Origin of the sequence: Nonomuraea jabiensis (assembly GCF_014204795.1) — a bacterium.
Lineage (GTDB): Bacteria > Actinomycetota > Actinomycetes > Streptosporangiales > Streptosporangiaceae > Nonomuraea > Nonomuraea jabiensis.
On record NZ_JACHMB010000001.1, the window covers coordinates 2,067,206 to 2,090,088 of the forward strand.

At 63.2% G+C, this 22,883-nt stretch carries 13 protein-coding genes; 11 read left to right on the forward strand and 2 right to left on the reverse strand.

Features of this window, described 5'->3' with window-relative positions; translation table 11 throughout:
• Window positions 1–188: 188 nt before the first annotated feature.
• The 5 genes from HD596_RS08850 (at window position 189) to HD596_RS63635 (ending at window position 7,245) form a co-directional block, all read left to right on the forward strand.
• Window positions 189–2,747, forward strand: coding sequence for a Z1 domain-containing protein (locus HD596_RS08850; protein ID WP_185068795.1), 2,559 nt, complete (start codon window positions 189–191; stop codon window positions 2,745–2,747).
• Complete coding sequence (locus tag HD596_RS08855) at window positions 2,744–3,730, forward strand: PD-(D/E)XK motif protein (protein WP_185068796.1); 987 nt, start codon at window positions 2,744–2,746, stop codon at window positions 3,728–3,730. Before HD596_RS08850 ends, HD596_RS08855 begins: the two co-directional genes overlap by 4 nt.
• Complete coding sequence (locus tag HD596_RS08860) at window positions 3,727–5,622, forward strand: hypothetical protein (protein ID WP_185068797.1); 1,896 nt, start codon at window positions 3,727–3,729, stop codon at window positions 5,620–5,622. Before HD596_RS08855 ends, HD596_RS08860 begins: the two co-directional genes overlap by 4 nt.
• A gap of 82 nt (window positions 5,623–5,704) precedes the next feature.
• Window positions 5,705–6,499, forward strand: a complete 795-nt coding sequence (locus tag HD596_RS08865) for a hypothetical protein (protein ID WP_185068798.1) — start codon at window positions 5,705–5,707, stop codon at window positions 6,497–6,499.
• A 41-nt stretch (window positions 6,500–6,540) separates the two neighbouring features.
• A complete protein-coding gene (locus HD596_RS63635; RefSeq protein ID WP_512699268.1) occupies window positions 6,541–7,245 on the forward strand; it encodes a DUF6339 family protein in 705 nt (234 codons plus the stop codon).
• 67 nt (window positions 7,246–7,312) lie between these two features.
• Here the strand turns inward: HD596_RS63635 and HD596_RS08875 are convergent, their stop codons facing one another.
• Window positions 7,313–7,732 (reverse strand): very short patch repair endonuclease, encoded by a 420-nt coding sequence (locus HD596_RS08875; protein WP_185078363.1) that lies wholly within the window; start codon window positions 7,730–7,732, stop codon window positions 7,313–7,315.
• A gap of 392 nt (window positions 7,733–8,124) precedes the next feature.
• On the opposite strand from HD596_RS08875, the gene HD596_RS08880 reads away from it, so the two are divergent.
• Window positions 8,125–9,225, forward strand: coding sequence for a DNA cytosine methyltransferase (locus HD596_RS08880; RefSeq protein ID WP_185068800.1), 1,101 nt, complete (start codon window positions 8,125–8,127; stop codon window positions 9,223–9,225).
• A gap of 138 nt (window positions 9,226–9,363) precedes the next feature.
• On the opposite strand, the gene HD596_RS08885 is transcribed toward HD596_RS08880, so the two are convergent.
• A complete protein-coding gene (locus tag HD596_RS08885) occupies window positions 9,364–9,543 on the reverse strand; it encodes a hypothetical protein (RefSeq protein ID WP_185068801.1) in 180 nt (59 codons plus the stop codon).
• A 1,146-nt stretch (window positions 9,544–10,689) separates the two neighbouring features.
• On the opposite strand from HD596_RS08885, the gene HD596_RS08890 reads away from it, so the two are divergent.
• The 5 genes from HD596_RS08890 (at window position 10,690) to drmB (ending at window position 22,797) form a co-directional block, all read left to right on the forward strand.
• Complete coding sequence (locus tag HD596_RS08890; protein ID WP_185068802.1) at window positions 10,690–11,304, forward strand: KpnI family restriction enzyme N-terminal domain-containing protein; 615 nt, start codon at window positions 10,690–10,692, stop codon at window positions 11,302–11,304.
• 69 nt (window positions 11,305–11,373) lie between these two features.
• A complete protein-coding gene (locus tag HD596_RS08895; protein ID WP_185068803.1) occupies window positions 11,374–16,107 on the forward strand; it encodes a DEAD/DEAH box helicase in 4,734 nt (1,577 codons plus the stop codon).
• Window positions 16,092–17,918 (forward strand): UvrD-helicase domain-containing protein, encoded by a 1,827-nt coding sequence (locus HD596_RS08900; protein WP_185068804.1) that lies wholly within the window; start codon window positions 16,092–16,094, stop codon window positions 17,916–17,918. The genes HD596_RS08895 and HD596_RS08900 overlap by 16 nt, the downstream gene beginning before the upstream one ends.
• Window positions 17,915–21,067 (forward strand): helicase-related protein, encoded by a 3,153-nt coding sequence (locus HD596_RS08905; protein WP_313043324.1) that lies wholly within the window; start codon window positions 17,915–17,917, stop codon window positions 21,065–21,067. Before HD596_RS08900 ends, HD596_RS08905 begins: the two co-directional genes overlap by 4 nt.
• Window positions 21,068–21,087: 20 nt before the next feature.
• Window positions 21,088–22,797, forward strand: a complete 1,710-nt coding sequence (gene drmB / locus HD596_RS08910) for an MrfA Zn-binding domain-containing protein (RefSeq protein ID WP_221519239.1) — start codon at window positions 21,088–21,090, stop codon at window positions 22,795–22,797.
• Window positions 22,798–22,883 lie beyond the last annotated feature (86 nt).

The window sequence follows — 22,883 nt, forward strand, 5'->3', positions numbered from 1 at the left end:
ATGCGGACGGTATAGCCCAGCGTCCCCCGGCACCGTTGTTACATACGACCACTTCAGCTGGCCGCAGTCGGTACGGGATCTTTCGACACAAACTGCATCGTTCAAGGCGCTCCCCATCGAGAATTCTGGTCGTCTTTGCTCTTCTCAGCTAAATTTCTTCCCCAGGACAAGGAAAAGGGTGATGCATCTTGGGCCTGTACACCGTCTTCGCGGACTGGGCCAGGCGACACGGCATCGATGCGGCCACGGCCAGCTTCTCGGACTCGCTGCCCGAAGAGGTCGTCGACAAGTTCCGGTGTCAGTTCGAGGCCGACAAGGCAAAGGTGCAGGCCGGCGGTCCGCCGATCATCACGGCCGGATCGGACGACTGGTACAGCGGGCCAGGAGAGTCCGACCGCTACTGGTTGGCGCTGAAGGACCAGTTCAAGGCCGAAGAGTGGCCGGACGAGCGGATAACCTCCGTGGACCACTCGTCCAGCACCGTCGTGGCCCACACTCCCCGGCCGGACCGTTCCACGTGGGATGCGAAGGGTCTGGTGGTGGGTTACGTGCAGAGCGGAAAGACCACCAACTTCACCGCCGTCATCGCGAAGTTGGGAGACGTGCGATACCGCCTCGTCATCGTGCTCTCCGGCATCCACAACGGACTTCGCCGCCAGACGCAGGTGCGTCTGGACCAGTATCTGAAAGACCTCAATCCCGACCGTTGGATGACGCTGACGGGAGAAGCCCGCGATTTCGTGGAGCAGACCCACGAGGCGTCGGCTGCGCTCAGCGACGAGAAGACGGTCCTGGCGGTCGTCAAGAAGAACGCCGCCGTGCTGAACAAGCTCATCAAGTGGTTGGACACGGCCAACAGTCGAAAAGCGCTCGCGTCGGCACCGGTCCTGATCATCGATGACGAGGCGGACCAAGCGTCGGTGGCCACGGGTCGGATCAACCCGCTCATCCGGAAGCTCTTGAGCTTGATGCCACGGTGCACGTATGTCGGATACACAGCAACGCCTTTCGCCAACGTCTTCGTGGATCCCACCCAGGACGACCTCTATCCGAAGTCCTTCATCCTCAACCTGCCGCGTCCCGACGGCTACTTCGGCCCCGAGAAGATCTTCGGCCGGGATGCCGTCGAATGGGAGGCGGCCGACGATCAAGGGCCGCCGGACGGCTATGACATGGTCCGACTGGTCGCCGAGGACGACGTCCCCCTGTTGCGTCCAAGCAGTAAGGAGCCTGCGGACGGATTCGCCCCCACCATGATCGATGAGCTGGTGACGGCCGTCCGCTGGTTCTGGCTGGCCACAGCCGCTCGTCGGGCGCGTGGCGACAGCGGCCACAGCACGATGCTCATCCACACTTCCGTCAAGATCGCGGTTCATGAGAGCTACCAGACGCCCCTGAAGAAGCTGCGGAAAGAGGACGCCGCCGGCCTCGGCTCCGGGCGTCCCGAGATCCTCGACGAGTGGCGGAACTTGTGGGAGAAGGAGTCGTCACGGGTGCCCGCCGAGGACTTCGATCGGACGCAGAACACGTTCGACGACGTGCTGCCACATTTGAAGGAGGTCATCTCCACCACGCGGATCATCCTCGACAACTACCGGAGCCAGGACCGGCTCGACTACTCAGACCCCTCCGTGGTCGCCATCGCCGTGGGCGGGAACACCCTCTCCCGAGGGCTGACGCTGGAGGGACTCGTCGTCAGCTTTTTCGTCCGAGGGGCGACGGCGTACGACACCCTGCTCCAGATGGGCCGCTGGTTCGGATACAGAACCGGGTACGAGGATCTTCCCAGGATCTGGATGACGCCGAGCCTCGCCGCCGCCTTCCGTCACCTCGCGACCGTCGAGCACGAGATGCGGGACGACATCGACCGCTATCAGCGGGAGAACTTGACGCCGTCCCAAGTGGCGGTGCGTATACGGACGCACCCGTCGCTGCGGATCACGGCAAAGATGGGCGCCGCCCAGCCAGCTTTCATCTCCTACGCCGGGCGTCGGTTGCAGACCCGGTACTTCAGGCACCGGGATACCGAGTGGCTGGACAGCAACCGCCAGGCCGCGGAGAACCTGGTCCAGGAGGCGGTGCGACACGGTCAGGTCGAGGACTTGGGCGCCGCCCGGTTGATCCGGGATGTCCCCGTATCGCTCGTGAAGACCTTCCTCTCCCGGTACCAGGTGCACGAGGAATCGCCGGATCTGGAGCCGGCGCTCATGGTCAAGTACATCGACCGACAGCTCACGAGCGACCCGCCGAGCCTGGCGATGTGGTCCGTCGCCGTCGTCACCGGTGAGGGCGGGGGCGCAGCACTGGGCGGCCTGGACATCAAGTACTCGATCCGGTCCCGTCTGATCGACGGCCACGCCGAGCGGGCTGACATCAAGACGCTGATGAGCAAGCAGGATCGTGCGCTCGACCTCGGTCTGACGGCCGCACAAGCAAGGGCGAAGAGCGAGAGCGAACTCGTCGCGCTGCGCAACAACCACCCGGTCTGTCACGACCGCGGGCTGGTGGTCCTCTACTTGATCGAACCGACGAGCCGGCCCGTCCACCCGCAACAGGACGCCAACCCGGCAGGCCCGCTGCGTACCGCGCTCGGCGCAGCACAGGCGGTGGTAGGCCTGGGCATCATCTTTCCCGGGGACGTCCGGACCAAGAGCATCCGGGCCACCCACGTCGCGGTGGACCTCACCGATGTCGAGAGCGAGAACGTCGACGAGGCACTCGGCGTCGACACCGAGGACATGGCGTGACGGGGATCGAATCGACCATGCTGGAGCGTGCATGGGCGGTCCTGACACGGCCGCGGGCGACGGAGCTCGCGTCCTTCCCGCTGGAAGTGGTGTGCCATGCGGAGCCGTGCCGCGTGGCGATCGACGGCACGGGCACTCGTCACCTTCTCGTTCCCACGGGTGACGAGGCCGTGTCCGTCGATCCCAAACCGGCGGTGCTCGGGACGGTGATCCGCAAGCTCGGCTTCGGAGGTTCTACGGTCGCGTACGTGGACGTGTCGTGTGCCGAGTCGGACCTCTTCCCTGAGTTCGACGAGGTGGTGACCGACGTGTTGGAGGCCGTGGCAAGCGCGCGGCGACCGGCGTTGACGGCGGTAGATGCCATCGCGCGGTGGCGGCGGCTCTTCCGGAGCAGTCTGCTTCGTGGGCTGTCGCGTCAGGCCAAACTGGGTCTCTTCGCGGAACTCACCGTGCTCTCGTCCCTCGTGGAGGCGGATCCTGGGTTCCCTGTGAGTGCGTGGCGGGGACCGCTGTACGAGCCGCACGACTTCGAGGCCGCCGCCCGGTGCCTCGAGGTGAAAGGGCTGAGCGCTGCGGGCGACAACATCGTCGTCCACGGCTTGGAGCAGTTGAACAGCCACGACGGACGGCCGTTGGACCTCATTCTTCTGCGCGTGGTGGAAGACCCGGACGGGCCGACTGTGAGCGACCTCGTCGAGCAGCTCCGCAGCGCAGTGGCGTCGCGGACGGACCTCCGTACACGGCTCTCGGCGGCCGGATGGTCGGACCAGCCGGATCGACCAGACCTGGACACGTTCGCGATCGAGGAGGTACTCAGGATCGTGGTCGACCCCGACATACCTCGCGTCGTCCCGTCGTCCCTCGTCGCGGGCTCACTTTCGGAGGGCGTCACAGACCTCAGTTACAAGCTCGACCTCGCCGCCGTACTTCCGTTCAGCTCCGGGGCATCGCTCGCCGAGATCGCAGAGGAGGCCGTCCGTTGAGCATTCGTTGGTGGTCACAACCGTTCGCGCCGGAGGGCTCTGCCGCAGCGGAGGGCATCGTCAAGCAGTTGGGACGACCCGCGCTCGATCCGTTGACCGTCCTGGTACGTGAGGCGGCGCAGAACAGCTGGGACGCGCACCTTCCCGATGGTGTGGTGGAGTTCCGCGTCGATGTCCGTGTGCTTGGCGACGATGTCGATACCTGGCGTGAATTGCTGTTGCCCGGACCGCTGAGCGCGTCGAACGTCGACCTCGACAATGCTCTGCGACCTGAGGCCGTCGTGCTGGTGGTCTCTGACCGGAACACCAGCGGGCTGGGCGGTCCCCTTCGGGCCGGTGAGCGGGCGCACGGCGAGGAGACACCGGACTTCGTACAGTTCATCCGGAACGTCGGAGAACCTCGCGACAACCAGTTCGGCGGCGGAACGTACGGGTTTGGGAAGGGCATCTTCTACCAACTCAGTCGGGCCGGCGCGATCCTCGTGGACACCTGCACCGCCACGGGCGATCCCACTGCTCGTCGACTGATGGGTGCCGCACTCGGACACAGTTGGTACCTCGGCGAGCGCCGTTTCACCGGCCGTCACTGGTGGGGGCTTGTGGCAGCGGACGACGTACCGGACCCGGTCCTCGACGCACAGGCGGATGCGATCTCGAAAACCCTGAAGCTACCGGGTTTCGACGACGGCCGCACCGGCACGGACATCGTCGTCCTGGCCGCCGACCTGGGGACCGTGGGGTTCGAGTCGACCGCACGTGACCGCACTCCCGAGGAGGCCGCCAACTTCATCGCGTCCTCGGTACTGTGGAATCTGTGGCCGAAAATGGTCCCGAACGAGCACGGGCCACACATGCGTTTCGTCGTGGGCGTCAATGGTTCGGACGTCCCTGTTCCCGAACCCGACACCTTCGACGAGCTGGCCCCCTTCGTGGAGGCTCTGCGCCAGGTCAGGGCAAGTGACGGAGTCGTCTTTTCGCGTACAGTCCCACCCAAGCACGCAGGTACCTTCGCAATGGCCCTTGGGGTCGCCGACAGTGCGAGCGCCCGCTTACTCATCGCGGCGGCGAAGCCGTTCGAGGGCCCGTCCCATCACGTCGCCCGTATGCGCATCGCCGAGCTCGTGGTGGACTACCTCCCCGGTCCGCCCCACTCCGACCCCCGCCTGGCCTACGGTGGCGTGTTCAAGGCGTCCGAGGATGCCGACGCACTGTTCGCGTCCGCCGAACCACCCACGCACGACGACTGGATCTCCAAGGGCCTGACCGGAACCGCACGAGGGGTCATCCAGGGAGCGCGCACCTTCGTCCAGAAACAGCTGGACGAACGACTCGGACTCGGACCCCAGACCGGCGGCTCAGGAGGCCAAAGATTGGGACAACTGTCGGCGCTGCTCGCCGGCATCGTCCCTGCACGGTTGAGCGCGCGGCCGAAGGACGGTGAATCGGACAACGACAACGCCGGTGGAGAAGGAATTGGAGGAAGCGGCACCAACGGCGGAAACGGCTCCGGGGGCGGTGGTGGCGGCTACGGAGGCGGCTCGTCACCGCGGCCAGGGGGAAGGCCCCGGTTGCACGGAAGCCCAGAGTTGCAGGTACGTGAGGGAAAACCGTACCTGGTCGCCGCTGTCAAGGTCCCTGCAGCGGACGTCACAAGAGTCCTGTCCGCGGACGTGGAGGTCGTGGTGGAAGGGGGCGGCTGCGAGAGCGAGCCCCCACTCGGTGCCGCCGTGCCGCAAATTATGCAATGGCAATCAGCTGCCGGACGCGTCGAGTCAGGAAGGACCGTACGAATACCTGCTGGAGAGGAATCGGACTGGTACGTCTACGCCACACACGTGCCTGACGCCGTCGTACGCTTCCGGGTGAGCCAGGTGACGTCCGATGCCAGCTGACGTCCGACCCTATCTGGTGCCGCGTCCGGGCACTGTCATGTGGGATCCATGGTTCCTGCTGGACGCAGAGGAGTGGAGGTCGTTGCCGGACACGATCGACGGGTGGGATCCCGGCACGGATCTGCGAGCAGCACGACGAGTGCGGGTCGACATCGCACGGTTCGTTAAGGAGACAGGGCTCGACCTCGCGGACGTCGCGCTGACAGTCTCGTGGACCAGTTCGACCACCGACATGACGGAGGCCGCGCCGGCTGCGAAATTCGACCCGAACGGCACGGCCTTGGTGGACACGATGCTCGTCGGTCAACGCCTGTCCGGAACCCTGTCGCTCCGCAGCACCATCAGTCTCGTCCACCCCTCCGCCATGCGAGGAGCGGGGGTGGCCGCAGTCCCCGGCTCGGTGCTTGCCGAGCACGTCCAGCGAGTCGTGCTGGAGAGCATGTCCTCCATGTTCCCGGTGCACGAGATCGACTTCTCCCACACGCGGCTCTCCCCCACCGCCAGTTGGCACCTCGAGACGAGCACGGACCTGACCGCACCCTTCTACGGAACGTTCCGCGTGCTCATCAACATACGCGACCGCGAATTGCGCACAGCAGTCGCCCGTGGCGCCAAGGACAGACGACAGCAGGCCCTGCTCGACGAGCTCCAGGCGGGCGTCGCCGCGTTGCTGCTGGAACTCGCACTTCACCTCAGCGCCGAACTCGCGGAACGTGAGGAATGGCCGCCGGACACCGTCGGCGATGTCCTGGCGAGAACCGTCGCCGCGTCGCCGTTGCATGTCGTCACCCCACCGTCGGCCGTGGACCTCGCGGACCTCAGGACTCAGATCTCGGGTGCGGTCAGAAACCTCGGCAGGGGGCGGATCTTCCAGTGAGCGAACTGTGGCCGCATCTCCCTGCCGTCGTAGGCGCAGCCGTGTACGCCGAAGTCGCCGCGGGGCGACCTCCTGCCCCACGAGACAACCACCCGGACCAGACGTGGTCTCCCGTCGGGGGTCGTGTGTCAGCGAAGCGAGTACGGGAGCTCATCGGTGCGGTCTCGGCGTCTGCCGTGGAGTACGGCTTTCCGGAGCCAGCCGGGAGCGATGCGCGGATCTCCTTCGACCGGGACGCGGCCAAAGTGATCCGTGGCCAGCTGGACCTGTCGTGGGCGGAAGCCGGCAACCGGGATCTCTGGTCCTTCCTCTCCCTCGTGGCCCTTCCTCACGTGACCATGTGGCGCTTCGGGCATGGCAACAAGGAACGATGGGTCGCTACAGACCTCACGCGGCACACGTGGGCGCGGTTGTGGTGGCAGGCCGTGGTGTTCGCCGGTCATGAGCACATCCTGGCCGCGCTGAGCGAGAGCGACCTCAATCAGCTTCTGGAACGCCGCAGCATCGGCGGCGATCCTCGTCTCGTACGGGAGATGGCCCGGGCAGTCACCGAACTCGCCGCGAACGCTCCCCGCAGACCAGTGATCCGTGACGTCACTGCCCGGCTGCGCCGCTACCTGGCGTTCCTGGACGTTCGGGCCCTCTCCGACCAGCAGGTCCGAGACCTGTGTCGCGCGTTGACGAACGAGACGATCACACGTCTGATGACTGGCATACCCGAGTCGCAAGGAGGCCCCCAGGCCTGACCCAGGCATCTTGCCCGGCCACACCTCAACGTCGACCTCGAGAATCGAATATCGAGTGCAAGACGCGTCAGGGCCCGGCAAGCGAACGCGTGACCTCCTCGACAATCCGATCGACTGCCTCGGACGGATCCTCGTGCTCCCAGATACGGACGACCCGCCATCCTGCCTGATGCAGGTGCTCATTCGTGACAACGTCCCTGGCGATGTTCTTCGCCAGCTTCTCGGACCACCACGTGTCGTTCGCGGCAGGGCGTGTGGCGTGCTCTGGACAGGAGTGCCAGAAACACCCGTCTATGAAGACCGCAACCTTCGCTCGTGTGAAGGCTATGTCGACCGTCCGGCGCTTCATACCGGGTATCGGCCACGCCACCCGGTACCGCAAACCACGAGCGTGCAGCAGTTTCCGTACCGAGATCTCAGGTGCGGTGTCTCTGCGACGCTGCTTACTCATCCGCGCCGACACACCGACCGAACTAGGAAAAGGCATAGAGGCCACAGAAGAACGCTATATCTCGTCCTCAACCCCTGTGACACCAAGGGTTGTCCGAGACGACCGAACCACCACCGGCCCTCCGTCTTACACCTCGAAGGCGACCACGTCCAGGTGCAGGTCAACTGTGTAACGAGAACTGAGCTGCCCTCGTGGAGAGGCCGAGCGCACCCATGTGACGGGCGTCCCGTACAACGCGCTTGAGATTCGAAACCACCAGCCATGTACACAACGCACTGTCTGTGACCACTGGTATCAGGCGTGCCCCCTGATACCGTCGGTGGCCCTCAGTACGCTGTGTGCGCGTCCCGGCCAGCTTGCTCCCTCTGGGACAACCAATCCCGGAACTATGGCAACATCGTCCCGAACGACACACCCCTGGAGATCAAGTGCACCCTGTCAAGATTGTTGACTTGTTCGCCGGTCCCGGCGGACTCGACGTGGCAGCGGAGAAGCTCGGTGTCGCGACGGTGGGTGTGGAATGGGACGCCTCAGCTTGCATGACGCGCCGCGCCGCTGGCCTTGCCACAGTGGAGGACGACGTACGCCGCTATGGTCCTTCCGACTTCCCTGAGGCGGATGTACTGGCGGGTGGACCACCGTGTCAAACCTTCACTGTCGCCGGCACGGGAGCCGGCCGCAGGGCGCTCGACGAAGTACTGCGCTTCGTCAAGCGTTTGGTCGCCCGAGAGGACCGAGAAGAGATCGATCGAGATCTTGCGAAGCTGGAGGACGAGCGAACCGGCTTGGTGCTGGAACCTCTCCGCTGGGCCCTTGAGGCAATCGACGACGAGAAGAGCACCGCGTATCGGGCGATCGTACTTGAGCAGGTCCCCGCAGTACTTCCGGTATGGGAGGCTTACGCTGCGGCTCTGGAGGATGAAGGTTATGAAGTGGATTGTGGCATCCTCCGAACGGAGGAGTACGGCGTTCCACAGACCCGCAAGAGAGCGGTACTGATCGCTCGCAAGGACGATCAGAAGGTGAGCCTGCCTGAACCTACGCACCGGCCTTATCGGAAGGGTGTCCCGCGCGAGGCCGGCGACCAGACGCGTGCGGAATGGACAACCATGGCAGATGTTCTTACCCGACGGTCACCGTTCCTCGTGATCTCGAACTACGGCACCGGCGGGGATCCCAAGGCTCGCGGCCGTCGTGCCTCATGGGAACCCTCAGCCACGGTCACCGGAAAGATCCGCCGCAACCGTGTCGTTTCTTTGGACGGCACCGAGTTGGAACGCTTCTCTCACGCAGAAGCGGGCAGCCTTCAGACCTTCCCCGTCGACTACCCCTGGTCTGGATCAGACGTGGGTCAGCAGATCGGGAATGCTGTCCCTCCGCGGTTGGCCATGCACATCCTTTGTGCTGCATTTGGTTGGAGTCGTCCCACGGAGAAGCAGTTGCAGAGCCTCACGACGTGGAGATCCGTTACAGCTTCAGAACCACCATTCCTTGACCGCGCTGTCGAGGCAGACGTGGAGCTCGTCTGATATCCGTCAGACGAGCTCCGAGCACTTAGGAGCCGACGACTCAGTTTCGTCTGCCCGACAGCAAGTGCAGAACCAGTCGCCGTGCCAGTAAACGAGTCCAATGAGAACTCCCGGCACGGCGGCGGTCAAGGATGAACGTCAGCGTTTGTCGCCGGGAAGCACCGTGTGCAGAAATCCCGCACAGACAAAGCCCAGCCCCACGCCGGCGATGAGTCCGCCGACGAGGCCGGTGCCGATACCCACGGCAGTGCTGACGGACAGAATCATCACCCACCGCGAGGGCAGCTTGTCGGAACCGTTGGGGGAATTGTCGTCCATCGGGAACCTCGTTCTCGGTTCGGGGCGCCGCATCCTGAGCAGCACCACTTCTTCGTCGATCGGAGAGGCGGCTTCGACGCAGGTGAGAGCCACCCCTTGGCCGAGGCCTACCTGGACCGCCGGAATTGATCATTGGCGATCCTCACATATGCGGAGAATCAGTTAATTCGCCACATCGCGCAGGAGACATGGACACCAGGAAGTGCCATGTACCGCGAGCCTCGCCCGTAGCGCAACCCCAGTCCCGCGACCACGCCTCTACCAGATGACGACGAAGTTCACGCGTCCATCGCCGTGCTGCTGATGATGCATGACCATGACAAGGACCCCCAAGATCGCAACCCTGGAAGACGCTCGATAAATTCCACCGACCCCACGTCAACGCATCGCATCGTTATCCGCACCGACTTCCCGACACCGCTTGAGCGCCATCAAATGCAACGCTCGACAAGGCCATGCGGTCAACGGCGCATAGGCAAGCGCAAACAGCCGTCGGGACGTCCATGCCGACACAGACCGTCAAAGCGACGCCCTGCTCTTGCGATGCTTCACCGCATAACACCACCACCTTCACGCCAGCAGAACCGCAACGGCTCACGCTTCGCAATCGACTGCCTGACACCTTCGGCTTTCGCCCTACCAGGCATCAACGCACATAGATTGCTTCCACATGAAACGCGTCATCGGTCCCGAGATCACCGAAGTCTAGGCAAAAGGATCCTACACAAACAGCTTGGGTGCAAGCGGAAGCCTATATATGACCTCAAACCTTAGCATGCTATACAACATCCCATAGATACCTTTTGTGCCGATTTGGCCCCTCTTGCGCCGATGGGTACAGCACCAAGACAAAGAGGGATTCTTCCCACTTCTTCTTGACATCTGGACCACACACCATCTACGCTCGCGTGGGCGACTCGCTTCGAGTCGACAATCATGTCTGGATGTGCTCTGAGCCTGAAGACGTGACCAACAACTAGACGCACCCTTTTCAACGGGGCAGAGTGTGATTTTGTTAGAGGGTCTGTGTCAGCGTGCCCAAACGTCAGCATGCATTCCCCGTTGTCGAATGAGGCGATGAAAGGCATTCGGAGCTAAATGGAACCTTCCTCCAGCGGCAGCGCCCGGCACCTCCACGGGGAACAGTTGGAGAAGCTCGAACAGTCGCTCAAGAACGCTCTGGCGATCGTCCAGAACACACAGCGCGAGAATTTGAGGCCCGTTGACTGGCTGGACACCGCTGCCAAGGTCGGCGTCTGCCTTGCGGAATCGCGAGATGCCCTCGCCGAAGTGCGACAAGACGTCATCGGCGGCGCCCGGACAGCACTCCTCCTCTACTTCCGCAGCCACCCAGGCAAGGAGGTCTCACCCCAAGAGCTGGAAGGTGTAGCGGCAATCCGGGCGTGGGCGCGCCGCATCCGTGAGCTTCGTACGTTCGGCTGGGAAATCGACACCCTAGGCTCGGGGGCTGAGGCACCGTACCGCCTGAACGCTCCACAACTGGAGGAATCCGTTGCTTCGAGTGAAGCAACGGTCGAGTCCGTAGGTGGCACAAGCCCCGCGGAACGACTGATCGAATACCTCCTCCACATCAGCCCGTGGCCGGCAAGTCCTCAGCAGCTGGAACGCGTCGCCAAGACACCGACATGGCGACAGGAGGTCCGGCAGCTGATCGATCAGGGGTGGCTGATTCAGTCCCACGACGACAGCCCCGAGGACATCCCACCTGGCCACTTCCGGCTGGCGAACCTAGAGGCATGACGGCGGAGTAGTGCCTAGTTTGTCGTACCTCTCTGGCATAAACGTCTCAAAATCAGCATCCGTTCGTGGTTGCGAGGAGAGCAGATCAAGGTGGTCAGTTCGAACGAGGCCCTGCATGCTGGTCGCGACGATTGGGCGGGCGAGGACAGTCCGGTAGCCAAGGTTGTCCTGACCCAATCCGAGGCATGCCTCAACTCCTACGTGGCCAACCTCGCCCTGGTCGAAGAGCACGCGAACATCGAGACGTCAGTTCGGGAGGGTGGTTACGGAACCCGACAGCTCTTCGAGCTGATCCAGAACGGCGCCGATGAACTACGGTCCACCCCGGACGGACTGATTCACGTGGTCCTGACGGCGGATGTGCTGTACTGCGCAAATCGTGGCAATCCGGTCACTCCTGAGGGAGCTCGAACCATTCTGGCCTCGCACCTGTCTGGTAAGCGTGGTGCTGAGATCGGACGGTTCGGTGTGGGCTTCAAGTCTGTCCTGAGCGTCTCAGATCAGCCGCAGTTCTTCAGCCGCAGCGGCTCCTTCGGATGGTCCGCGAGCCGTGCCCGCGCCCGAATCCTGGAACACGTTCCCACCGCCGGCCCCACACCGGTTCTCCGTATCGCCCATCTACTTGACGCCGGGCATGAGCGCATGTCGGACGCGACACTGGACGAGCTGATGACCTGGGCCAGCACCGTGGTCAAGCTTCCTCTACGCAACGGCCGCGTCGCCGACCATCTATCCAAGCAACTGCGGGACTTCCCGGAAGTGTTCGCAGTGTTCTCACCGCACGCCGGCCGCATCATCCTGGAAGACCGCCGAGGCGAGCTTTATCGCAAGGAGATCATCGTAGGGGGCGAGGGCAGTCGCCGCTCGCTCCGACTCGTCGAGAACGGCGTCGATGCGGAGCCCTTGGAATGGTCAGTCTTCGAGACCTCCTCCCCACTGTCCGACGAGGCGTGGGCGGATGCAGGCGAGTACCGAAATCGTGTCGCGGTTCCGATCGCCTGGGCAGTTCCGGACTCCGGATGGCAGCGAGAGGGAACCTTTTGGGCCTTCTTTCCGACAGAGTACAAAACTACTTTGAGCGGTGTCCTTAATGCAGCATGGAAGACCAATGAGGACCGCCAACACATCCTCAAAGGTAACGTCTTCAATCAGGAACTGATGAAGGCCGCCGCGCGTCTGATCGTGGCCTCCTTGCCGGGTCTCGCGACATCAGAGGATCCTGCGAAGCCATTGGAGCTGATCACTGCACGAGGTCGGGAGGTTCGTAACTGGGCTGACGAACTGCTCACCCAGCTGGTCCGCGCCGAGGCAGCGGGCAACCGTTCGCTCCCTGATCAGGAAGGGGTGTTCCAGAAGCCCAGTGACATGAGGATCCACCCGAGGGCTCCGGCAACCGATGACGGTCGGCGCTGGATGACTTGGGTGGAGCGGTGGGCCGCCTTTCCTGGGCGCCCTGTCGCATGGTGCCATCCTTCAGTCGAGAGAACGGCGACTCGTCGAGCCCGGGCGGACATGCTGATCGAGGAGGCGGGGGGCAGAGCAGCCACTGTCCGGGAGTGGTTGGAGGCACTGGTCGCCGACGGTTCCACTGCTGCCTCAGCCGTTGCGCTGTCCATCGTGGCGGAGATGGTTGCAGAGAACCACCCCTACAAGAGCGAGGCGCTCAAGGCTGCAGTCTTGCGCACGACAGACGGACAACTGGTTCTCCCCCAAGAGGGTAAGGTCTTCCGACGTTCGCCGCTGGATCCCTCCACCGAGGGCACCGTCTATGTTGACCCGGAGTTGGAGAGCGACCCAGCCGCCTCTCGATTCCTCGACATTCTCGGTATCCGGGAAGCAGACGCGTTCGGCCGCTTCTCCGCGGCCCTCTCGGGCGGTTTCGCCCACTTCGGGGAAACCGACTGGGACCGGCTGTGGCTGCTTGCCCGGGCTACAGGCGCCGAACGTGCCGTCGAACACTTGACCAGCCGAGGCGTGATCACGGATCTCAAGGTGCGTACACGCACGGGTGCCTACAAGAGGCTGAACGACTGCTTGCTCCCTGGGGCGGTCATTCCCTCAGGGAGTCCCGACGACGGGGAATTCGTGGTGAACGAGGATTTTCACCATGATGACATGGCCATGTTGCGCCAGTTGGGCATGTCCGACGTCCCGAGCGCCGATGTGGATCCCTCGCGGGCTGCATGGTTCGAAGAGTATCGATCGAGCATGATCGATCTGTACTACAAGTCCATTCCTCACGGTGATCGCAGGCCCCAGCATGGCAAGATCGTGGTCTCAGGTGCGAACCCTGCTGGTCACCTCGGGCTTCTGTTCGGTCTTTCGCCGGCGGCGCGCTCCAGGTTCATCCAGAACCTGCCGCCCAGTGGAATGGTCACAACCTGGTCTGTCTATGCACTCACTCGCCCCGATGACGCTCCTCTGTCCATTCAGTCACCGCTGGTTTGGGCCATTGCCCAGCGCGGCCGACTGGCCACATCGATGGGAGTTCGTCGCATCGCGGACTGCGTCGGACCTGGCTTGAGGGACCATGCCCGCGTCCTGCCGGTCGCCGACATCGACCCTGGCCTTGCACGTGCCCTTGGGCTCGCAAACACCCTTGAGGAGATCAAAGGGGGGCTGTGGCTCTCACTCCTCAATCAGGCTCTCGAGAACGAGAGGCCTGTAGAGCTCGGCATGCTTTACGCACTGGCCGTCACCCAGTTGAGCGCCCCACCCAAGATCCGCTGCCAGCAGGGCGAGCAGTGGATCACCTGTCCTCCGGCGAACGCCGCCGCCACCGCGGATCAAAGCCAGTATCGACGTCTCATGGCAGGGGATGTCGCCGCTCTGCTGGTTCCTAGATCGGACGACGTCGCCCAGCTTGTGTCCCAGTGGGGAATGAAGACGTTCGACGAGGTCTACATCACCGAGCTCCGGGCAAGCTACCCGAGCCAGCCGATCCCTCTCGAGGACGTCTTCCCCCAACTGAAGTTCGAACCGGGACGCCCGCTGCGCGGGCTGCAGCTGCTGCGCTGTGAGGCTTTGGAGCAGCTCATCCGCACACCGGCGGGACAGACGTCGGAGCCTGTCGAGATCGGCCGACGCGACGAGACGATCTACTGGCGCGACCAGGGCGATGACCTTGACCTGCTCCGAGAGCTGAACGCACTCCTCAAGCTAGGGCTCTCGGAGGAGCGCTGCCGGCAGGTCCTCCAGCACCGTACGGACATCCAGCGAGACCAGCAGGTCGTCAAGGTCAGAGAGCTGCCGGACCTCAGAGACAAGCTAGTGGCCATGCTCGGTGGAGACATGCTTCGGGAACGACTGCCGTACGGTCTGGTCGACGCTGTCGAGGCCGAGGACGGTCCTGTTGACGACCGAACCGTTGCCGAGCTGGCACTTGCGGTGTACGGCTCTGGCATTCTGCGAGAGTTCCGTCAGGAACTGGAGGATCGAGGCTTCCCTGTACCGACCCAGATGACCGGTAACCATCAGGCGCGAACATTCGTAGCCGATCTCGGTCTTCCCGCCGAGTATGCCGGGTTTCGACAGCCTGGTCTCGACCCAGTGCTCACTGTGCAGGGCCCGGTGGATTTCCCGGCTCTGCATGAGTATCAAGAGTCGATGGTCGGTCGAATTCTGGAGGTCCTACAGAGCAAGCCCTCACAACGAGGAATGCTCAGCCTGCCTACCGGAGCGGGCAAGACACGAGTCGCCGTCGAGGCGATCATCCGCCGCCTGCGCGCGCTTCCGTCTGAGGCCGTCTCCGTCCCGGTGCTATGGGTCGCACAGACAGAAGAGCTGTGCGAGCAGGCGGTCCAGACCTGGCAGATGGTATGGCGCCACACCGGCCCAGCCCGGCAGCTGACCATCAGCAGACTGTGGGCCACCAACGAGGCAGACCCTGTCGAGGAGGGACATCACCTCGTCATCGCCACAGATGCCAAATTGGAGAAGGTCATCGAGACGGACGGGTACGCGTGGCTTCGCGAGGCTCAAGCCGTCATCGTGGACGAGGCCCACACCTCGATCAGTCCGCGGTACACACGGGTCTTGGCCGCTCTCGGTCTCACGCCGCATCGATCGCGATGCCCTCTGGTCGGCTTGACCGCAACGCCCTTCCGAGGAACGAATGCGGAAGAGACAAACCGTCTGGTGGCTCGTTATGGGGGGAATCGGCTCGATCATCACCGGGACGGCACAGACATCCTAGGCGGCGACCCGTACGCCGCTCTGCAGGAGCTCGGCGTGCTGGCCCGGGTGAGACACGAAGAACTGCCGGGTGCGCGGCTCGATCTAAGTACACGGGAGCGAGACACACTCACACAACTGCGTCGCCTGCCGGCATCGGCGGAGGAGCGACTCGGTCATGACACCATTCGTAACCGAATTCTGATCGACAAGATCCTCAGCTTGCCGGACGACTGGCCGATCCTGCTCTTCGCCACGTCCGTCAACCATGCCCAGACCATGGCGGCACTTCTTGCTCGCAAGGGGGTCTCGGCCGCCACGGTGTCGAGTGACACCGACCCTGGTCAGCGCCGGCATGTGATCGAGCAGTTCCGCCAGGGCAAGATCCGAGTGCTGGCCAACTACAACGTGCTGTCCCAGGGATTTGACGCCCCGGCTACGCGGGCAGTGCTTGTCGCACGACCTACGTACAGCCCCAACGTCTACCAGCAGATGATCGGCCGGGGTATTCGCGGTCCTCTGAACGGCGGCAAGGAGGAGTGCCTCATCATTAATGTCGCAGACAACATCGCCCAATACGGTGAGGAGCTCGCGTTCCGCCAGTTCGAGTACCTATGGAAGAGACGATGACAGGCCAGGCCACGCTGACGGCGGCGCAGCAACGCGTCGTCAAAGCCCCCGCGACTGCTTGCCTCCTGGTAACGGCTCCTGCTGGAACGGGCAAGACGTTCTCGTTGATCCGCCGCCTGGCATTTCTCAGCGACGAAGAGGACCTCGAACCTGCCGAGATCTTGGTCCTGAGCTTCTCCCGTGCAGCCGTCCGCGAGATCCGCGATCGCCTCATCGAATACGGTTCCACCGTTGCGCAAATCGACGTACGGACGTTCGACTCCTATGCGACGTGGCTACTGTCTGAGGTTGCACCGGACGGTCCATGGCAACGGCAGGGCTTCGATCAACGGATCCGGGAGGCCACCCGACTGATAAAGGAAGATCCAGACACCGCGGAGTTGATCGGAGACGTACGTCATCTCGTCGTCGATGAGGTGCAGGATCTTGTCGGCGACCGCGCTGAGCTGGTCAAGGCCCTGCTCAGTACCGATCTCGACGGTTTCACTCTCCTGGGCGATCCTGCACAAGGGATCTACGGCTTCCAACTTGATGATCCGCAGGAACGCCTGGCGGGCGCGGCCCGGCTCTATGACGACGTGCGCAGGCGCTTCACCGACGATCTTGTGGAAATCACGCTCGAGGGCAACTTCCGCGCCCGGGAACCGGAAGCCAGGGCTGCACTTTCCTTCGGCACCGCGCTGGGCAAGGTCAACGCGCCCTTCGCTCAGATCCAGCGCGACCTCAGAACCGTCCTCCTGTCCGGTGATTCACTCGGCACGTTGGACCAGGCTGCCCCGGTCATGGCCCGTATGACAGCACCCACGGCGCTGCTGTGTCGAGGCAACAAAGAAGTCCTCCTGGTTTCCAGGCGCCTTCATGAGCTTGGCGTAAGGCATCGTCTTCAGCGTGCCGCCCAGGACAAGGTTCTCCCTGCGTGGATTAGTGCTCTCTTCCGCGAACTCGATTCCAAGCAACCGGCGAAGGACTCCGTCCTGACGGTCGTGCAGAAAGCCGGTGTTGATCCCCAGGAAGCATGGGACCTCCTTCGGCGTATGGATCCGAACCGGCGCGACGAGACGCTTGATCTCACAGCCGTCCGTCGAAGGCTGTCGCGTGGAAATTTCCCCGACGAGCTCACTCAGCAGCCGTCGGAGCCGCTCGCCGTATCCACCATCCATCGGGTCAAAGGCCTCGAGTTCGAGCAAGTCATCGTCGTCGACCCAGGTGAGGCACCGGACGACGATCCGATAGAGCAGGCCGAGCGTGCGCGGCTGCTGTACGTCGCGATGACCCGTCCCCGTGACCTGCTGATATACGTGAAGCCCGTCACGAAACTGTCTCCAGGGCAGCTCAAGCAGCTGCACGACGGACGGTGGGCCGAACTCGGCTTCAGAGCGGGACACCGCCTCGGCATGGAGATCCGCCCCGACGACGTGAACGCCGAGGACCCCGCCGGCACCGTCGGATTTCAAGACGACCCGCGAGAGATCCAGAAGTACCTGGCCACAGCGGTACGGGGCGGAGACCCCGTCATACTGGCTCAGGTCCCGGGCTTCTCGTCTGAGGACCTCCCGATATACGCACTGGAACATGGGGGTCGGCGCATCGGTGCGACCACCGATGCCTTCACCAAGGCTCTACGAACGCTTCTTCCAGGACGTGATCGCAGGCTGCCCTTCGGCGTCACGGAGCTTCGAGTAGACAGTGTGGAGACCGTGATCGGTCGCGAAGCCGCTGGCGTCAACGCCGGTCTCGGATGGTCGGGCGTATGGCTGCGGCCGCGGATCACAGGACTGGGCCGTTTCGATTGGGCTGGGGAGCAGGCGTGAGCTTCGACAAGCACTATGTGTTTCGCGACGAGTTGGTGGCACGGTTGGAGCGTGACCTGATCGGCCCATCGTCACCCGAGGAAGTGATCGTGGACCCTCCGATCACCAAGTACGCGGCAGGCATCCTCTTCCCTCAGTCGGACGACAATGTGGACGACGACAACGCCCCGGACGTAGAACTCGAGAACCGGCATCCGACCGACGTCCCCGACCCTGCCGTCACCATGGCCAACCTCCGGTACCCGTCATCCATGGGAATGACGTTCTCAGTCGACACCACCGTGGCGGACTCGATCGTCGTCGAGGTGGAAGCGGCTTGCTATGTACCGGCTTCGGCCGAAGCCCGGCGCAATCGGACCAGTTCGGTAGTGGAGGAGGCCTGGCAACGTGAGCCCATCTCGATACCACCCCGAAGTATCAAGGTCTCCGTGGCCGATCAGCCAGAACCGATCCGACTCATGGACAACTTGAGACTGTTCGTACGAGTGCGCCAGGCCAACGCGGACGGAGTAGCCGCTGTCACCCTGGCACTGATCAATATGTTCAAGGCGTCCGCCAACAGCGGCGACCGTGATGCGACCGCCTTCTTCCAGCCCCGCATCACGGTAAGAGCAACGAATGGTTCATCCCCGTTCGTAGAGCGTCCTTCGCTCGGCTCAGCAGACTCGGACGAGGAGCTCAACTCGTACCGTCTGCTCTACCGCCATGCTCCGATCTTCGCCACCGGCCACGGCTGCGCAGTGGAGTGGGAGCCCTCGGACATCGCCATCAATGACACGGCAGCCAAGCCGTCCACCGCCTGGATCCGCACCACCTTCGTCCCTACGCACGATCTACGATTGGCTGATTCCAATCCAACGATCGATACAGGCAGTCTCGGGATGCATCGCCTCGCGACGGCATCCGACGCAGAGGTCATCTCCGCGCTGCGGGGTCTGACGTCAGGATATCGACGCTGGATCGAACACAGAATGGAACAGGCCCGGAGCATCTTCGACGACAGGCTGCAGAAGACCGCCGTGGAGCATCTGGAGCGGTGCAAGCAAGTCTGCGGCCGGATGGAAGCGGGGATCGAACTCCTGGCGAACTCGGTGGACCCCGCTCCCATGGAGGCGTTCCGACTGGCCAATCAGGCCATGGCCATGCAGCGCGCTCGGACGGAGTGGCTGAAGTCCCCTGAGAGAGGGACCACCTCGCCCGATGAATCCGTGGGTGTTTGGCGACCGTTCCAGATCGCCTTCATGCTTCTCTCGCTGCAAGGCCTAGCCGACCACACGTCAGACGATCGCGACATCGCCGACGTGCTGTGGTTCCCCACAGGCGGTGGAAAAACCGAGGCATACCTGGGCCTGATCGCCTTCGCTACCTTCCTCAGGCGTCTGCGTGATCCGCTCAACGGAGGCGGGGTGACTGTTCTTATGCGCTATACACTCCGCCTTCTCACGGTCCAACAGTTCGAACGTGCGGCCCTGCTGATGTGCTGCATGGAGCGACTGCGGCTGGATCGACCTGAACGCCTCGGCCCAACAGAGATGTCCATCGGCATGTGGGTCGGTCGCGGATCCACGCCCAACACCTTGGACGAGGCCAAGCGTGCGCTACGCAGGTTGGCCAAGAACGAAGAGGTCCAGGAAGAGAACCCCGTTCAAATCCGCTCATGCCCCTGGTGCGGGACCGCGCTTGATCACTACAACTACAGGATCTCGGACGATCGCGTGGTCATCGCCTGCGAGACAAGCGAATGTGACTTCGCACGCGGGCTACCCATCCATGTCGTGGACGAAAGCATCTACGCCGTCCGGCCGACATTGATCATTGCGACATCCGACAAGTTCGCCGGCCTTCCGTGGAAGCCTGAGATCGGAAATCTCTTCAATCATTTGAGCGCCGAACCGCCGCCTGAATTGATCATTCAGGACGAGCTTCACCTCATCTCGGGCCCGTTGGGAACCCTGGCCGGCCTGTATGAGACCGCCGTCGATCTGATCGGTCGCCGTCCCAAGGTTGTGGCATCGACGGCCACGATTCGTCGCGCCGTACAACAAGGCCGCGCACTGTTCGACCGCAAGGTCGAACAGTTCCCACCGCCAGGCCTGGACGCGCGCGATTCCTACTTCTCCGTCGAGGCTCCGCCAATGCGGAAGGCAAACAGGCGGTATGTGGGACTGATGGCGCCAGCCACCAGCCAGACGAGCCTGATGGTGCGGGTCTACGCGGCACTTCTTCACCATGCCCAGGCAATCGAAGGGGACGACGCTGTACGCGACGCGTACTGGACTCTTCTGGGGTACTTCAACAGCCTGCGGCTCCTGGGGGGCGCGAAACTCCAGGTACAGGACGACGTCAATGATCGACTCGATCTTCTGAGTGAGACGCTCGGCCAGAAGCGACGGGGCATCGGTCGCGACATCGAACTGACGAGTCGAGAGCCGTCCAGCGCCATTCCTGGCCACCTTCAGGACATGGCCACGCCGTACCCGGATGCACTCGGTGTGATCCTCGCCACCAACATGATCTCCGTTGGCGTGGACGTCGATCGTCTCGGCCTCATGGTGATGATGGGCCAGCCCCAATCCACTTCTGAGTACATCCAGGCAACGAGTCGTGTCGGCCGAAAGTGGCCCGGACTCGTGGTTACCCTGTTCAACGCGGCCAGGTCCAGGGATCGATCGCACTACGAGAACTTCACCGCCTATCACTCGGCGTTGTATCGGCAGGTGGAAGCCACCAGTGTCACGCCGTTCTCCGCACGGGCCCGCGATCGTGGCCTGCACGCGGCCATCGTCGGCCTCGCCCGGCTCTTGATCCCCATGGCACGTCCGATGGAGGCCGCAGGGTACATTGCCGATTTCGAAGACGATCTTCGCAAGGTCTGTCAACAGATCTTGGATCGCGTGGAGCGAGTGGCGGGCCGGTCCGAGCGGGACATGACGGCCAAGCACATCGACGAGATCATCCATCAGTGGCATGAGGCCGCGGAAGCGAACCCCGGCCTGATCTACGGCACCTACCGACAGCCTGGACTGCTGGTCGACGCCGGCCGCTGGGACGAGTCTGATGATCAAATCGCGGACTCCTTCGCGACTCTGTGGAGTCTGCGCGATGTCGACGTGGAATCCACCATCTACCTGGACAGGGGAACAAGGTGAAGGGGAAGCCTATCGGAGGCGTGCGCCGCGCCCAGCTGATCACCACCTACGGGGTGGGCTCCTTGATCGCAGTAGGCAGTGAATCATTCATGGTCGCCGGACTTGATCGGTGGTCTGAGCTGGGTCCCTACGATCAAACCATCCACGAGCGTCGGCTAGAGAAGGAACTCGGCGTTCAATGCTTCCGGCTTCCCCCCGCCTCTGACAGCGACAAGTACGGCGACGTCCCCGTCATTCGATTCCCGGAGGTTCAGTCCTGCCCTGGGTGCAACAGACTGGCGAAGGCAAGGTTCTTCGGCGCCACCCGCAGCCCGGCCAAGTGCAAGGAATGCGATCGGGAGCTGGTTCCCTCCAGGTTCGTCGTCTGCTGTGCCGCTGGCCACATCGACGACTTTCCCTATTTCCGCTGGCTCCATAAGGGCGCCAACACTGCAGGTGGGGAGAGCCGCAATCATGACCTGAAGCTCAAGGCGACGGGTCGCAGCGCGTCGCTCGGCGACATCGAGATCTCGTGCAGCTGCGGAGTTCGTCCCGTGACCATGGAAGGCGCTCTCCGTAAAGGCGCACTGAAGGGCATAACCTCTTGCACGGGAAGGCGTCCGTGGCTGGGCGACGTGTCCGAGGAGGACTGCGAGGAACTCCCCCGCGCGATGCAGCGTGGTGCATCCGGAGTCTGGTTCTCCGATGTGCGATCCGCTCTCTCCATCCCTCCATGGTCCGAAGGCGTTCAGAAGCTCGTCGAACGCAATTGGAAGTCTCTGCGGAAGGCTCCCGACCTCCGCGAGCGTCTCGAAGAGCTGGCCCTCACGAACCATCGCTTGTACAGCGTGGAGGAGATCATTCAGGCGGTTGAGCGTCGGCGTCAGGACGAAGCAGGCCTCTCAGACGGCTCCGAACCGGCGCTGAAGCTGGAGGAATATCGGGCTCTGACGAGGACGACTGAGGAGAAGCCCGGAAAGCAGGACTTCGTCTGCGTGCCGTGGCCTGACGACAAGGTCGCGGCTGAACATGGCATCGACCAGGTGATGCGGATCAAGCGGCTGCGCGAGGTTCGTGTCCTTCAGGGCTTCAGTCGCCTCGCGGCGCCGAGCGCGGACAGCCCAAGCCGCCGGGCGGCGCTCTATACGGCCGAGAACCGCCCCGACTGGCTCCCGGCGATCGAGGTCATCGGTGAAGGGGTGTTCCTGCGTCTGGACACCACTCGACTGATTGCTTGGGAGTCACGAGCTGAGGTTCAAGCACGGGTCGCTCCGATCGACGCCGCATACCGAGAGCGGTTCGCTCGATTCGGCCTAACCCCTGACAAAGAGATCACACCACGCCTGGTGATGATCCACACGCTGGCCCACTCAATCATCAATGAGTGGAGTCTCGACTCGGGCTATCCCACCGCTTCGCTGCGTGAACGACTCTACGTGTCGAACGAGATGTCCGGATTCCTCATCTACACAGCGACGAGCGACTCCGCCGGAAGCCTCGGCGGCATCGTGGCCCAAGTGGAATCGGGAAATCTCGCAACCTCCATTCACACGGCCATCGAGCAAATCTCGTGGTGCTCCGCCGATCCTCTCTGCGTTGAGTCCGACGCCAGCGGAACCGACAATCTGAACCGAGCCGCCTGCCACTCGTGCGTGCTACTGCCCGAAACTAGTTGCGAGGAATTCAATACCTTGCTTGATCGCGCCCTGCTGACAGGGACGTCAGATCAACCCAACCTGGGTTTCTTCTGATGAACTTCTCAGCGTTGGAATTAATATGTCCATGCCACTTGAGCATACTGTTCGGCCCGCGTCTGTTCACACAGCAACAGGCACCC

Excerpts from the sequence above, each read along its gene's own strand:
- HD596_RS08885 (WP_185068801.1), bottom strand. The coding sequence starts at position 9,543 with ATGGACGACAATTCCCCCAACGGTTCCGACAAGCTGCCCTCGCGGTGG.
- HD596_RS08900 (WP_185068804.1), top strand. The coding sequence starts at position 16,092 with ATGGAAGAGACGATGACAGGCCAGGCCACGCTGACGGCGGCGCAGCAA.
- HD596_RS08875 (WP_185078363.1), bottom strand. The coding sequence starts at position 7,732 with ATGCCTTTTCCTAGTTCGGTCGGTGTGTCGGCGCGGATGAGTAAGCAG.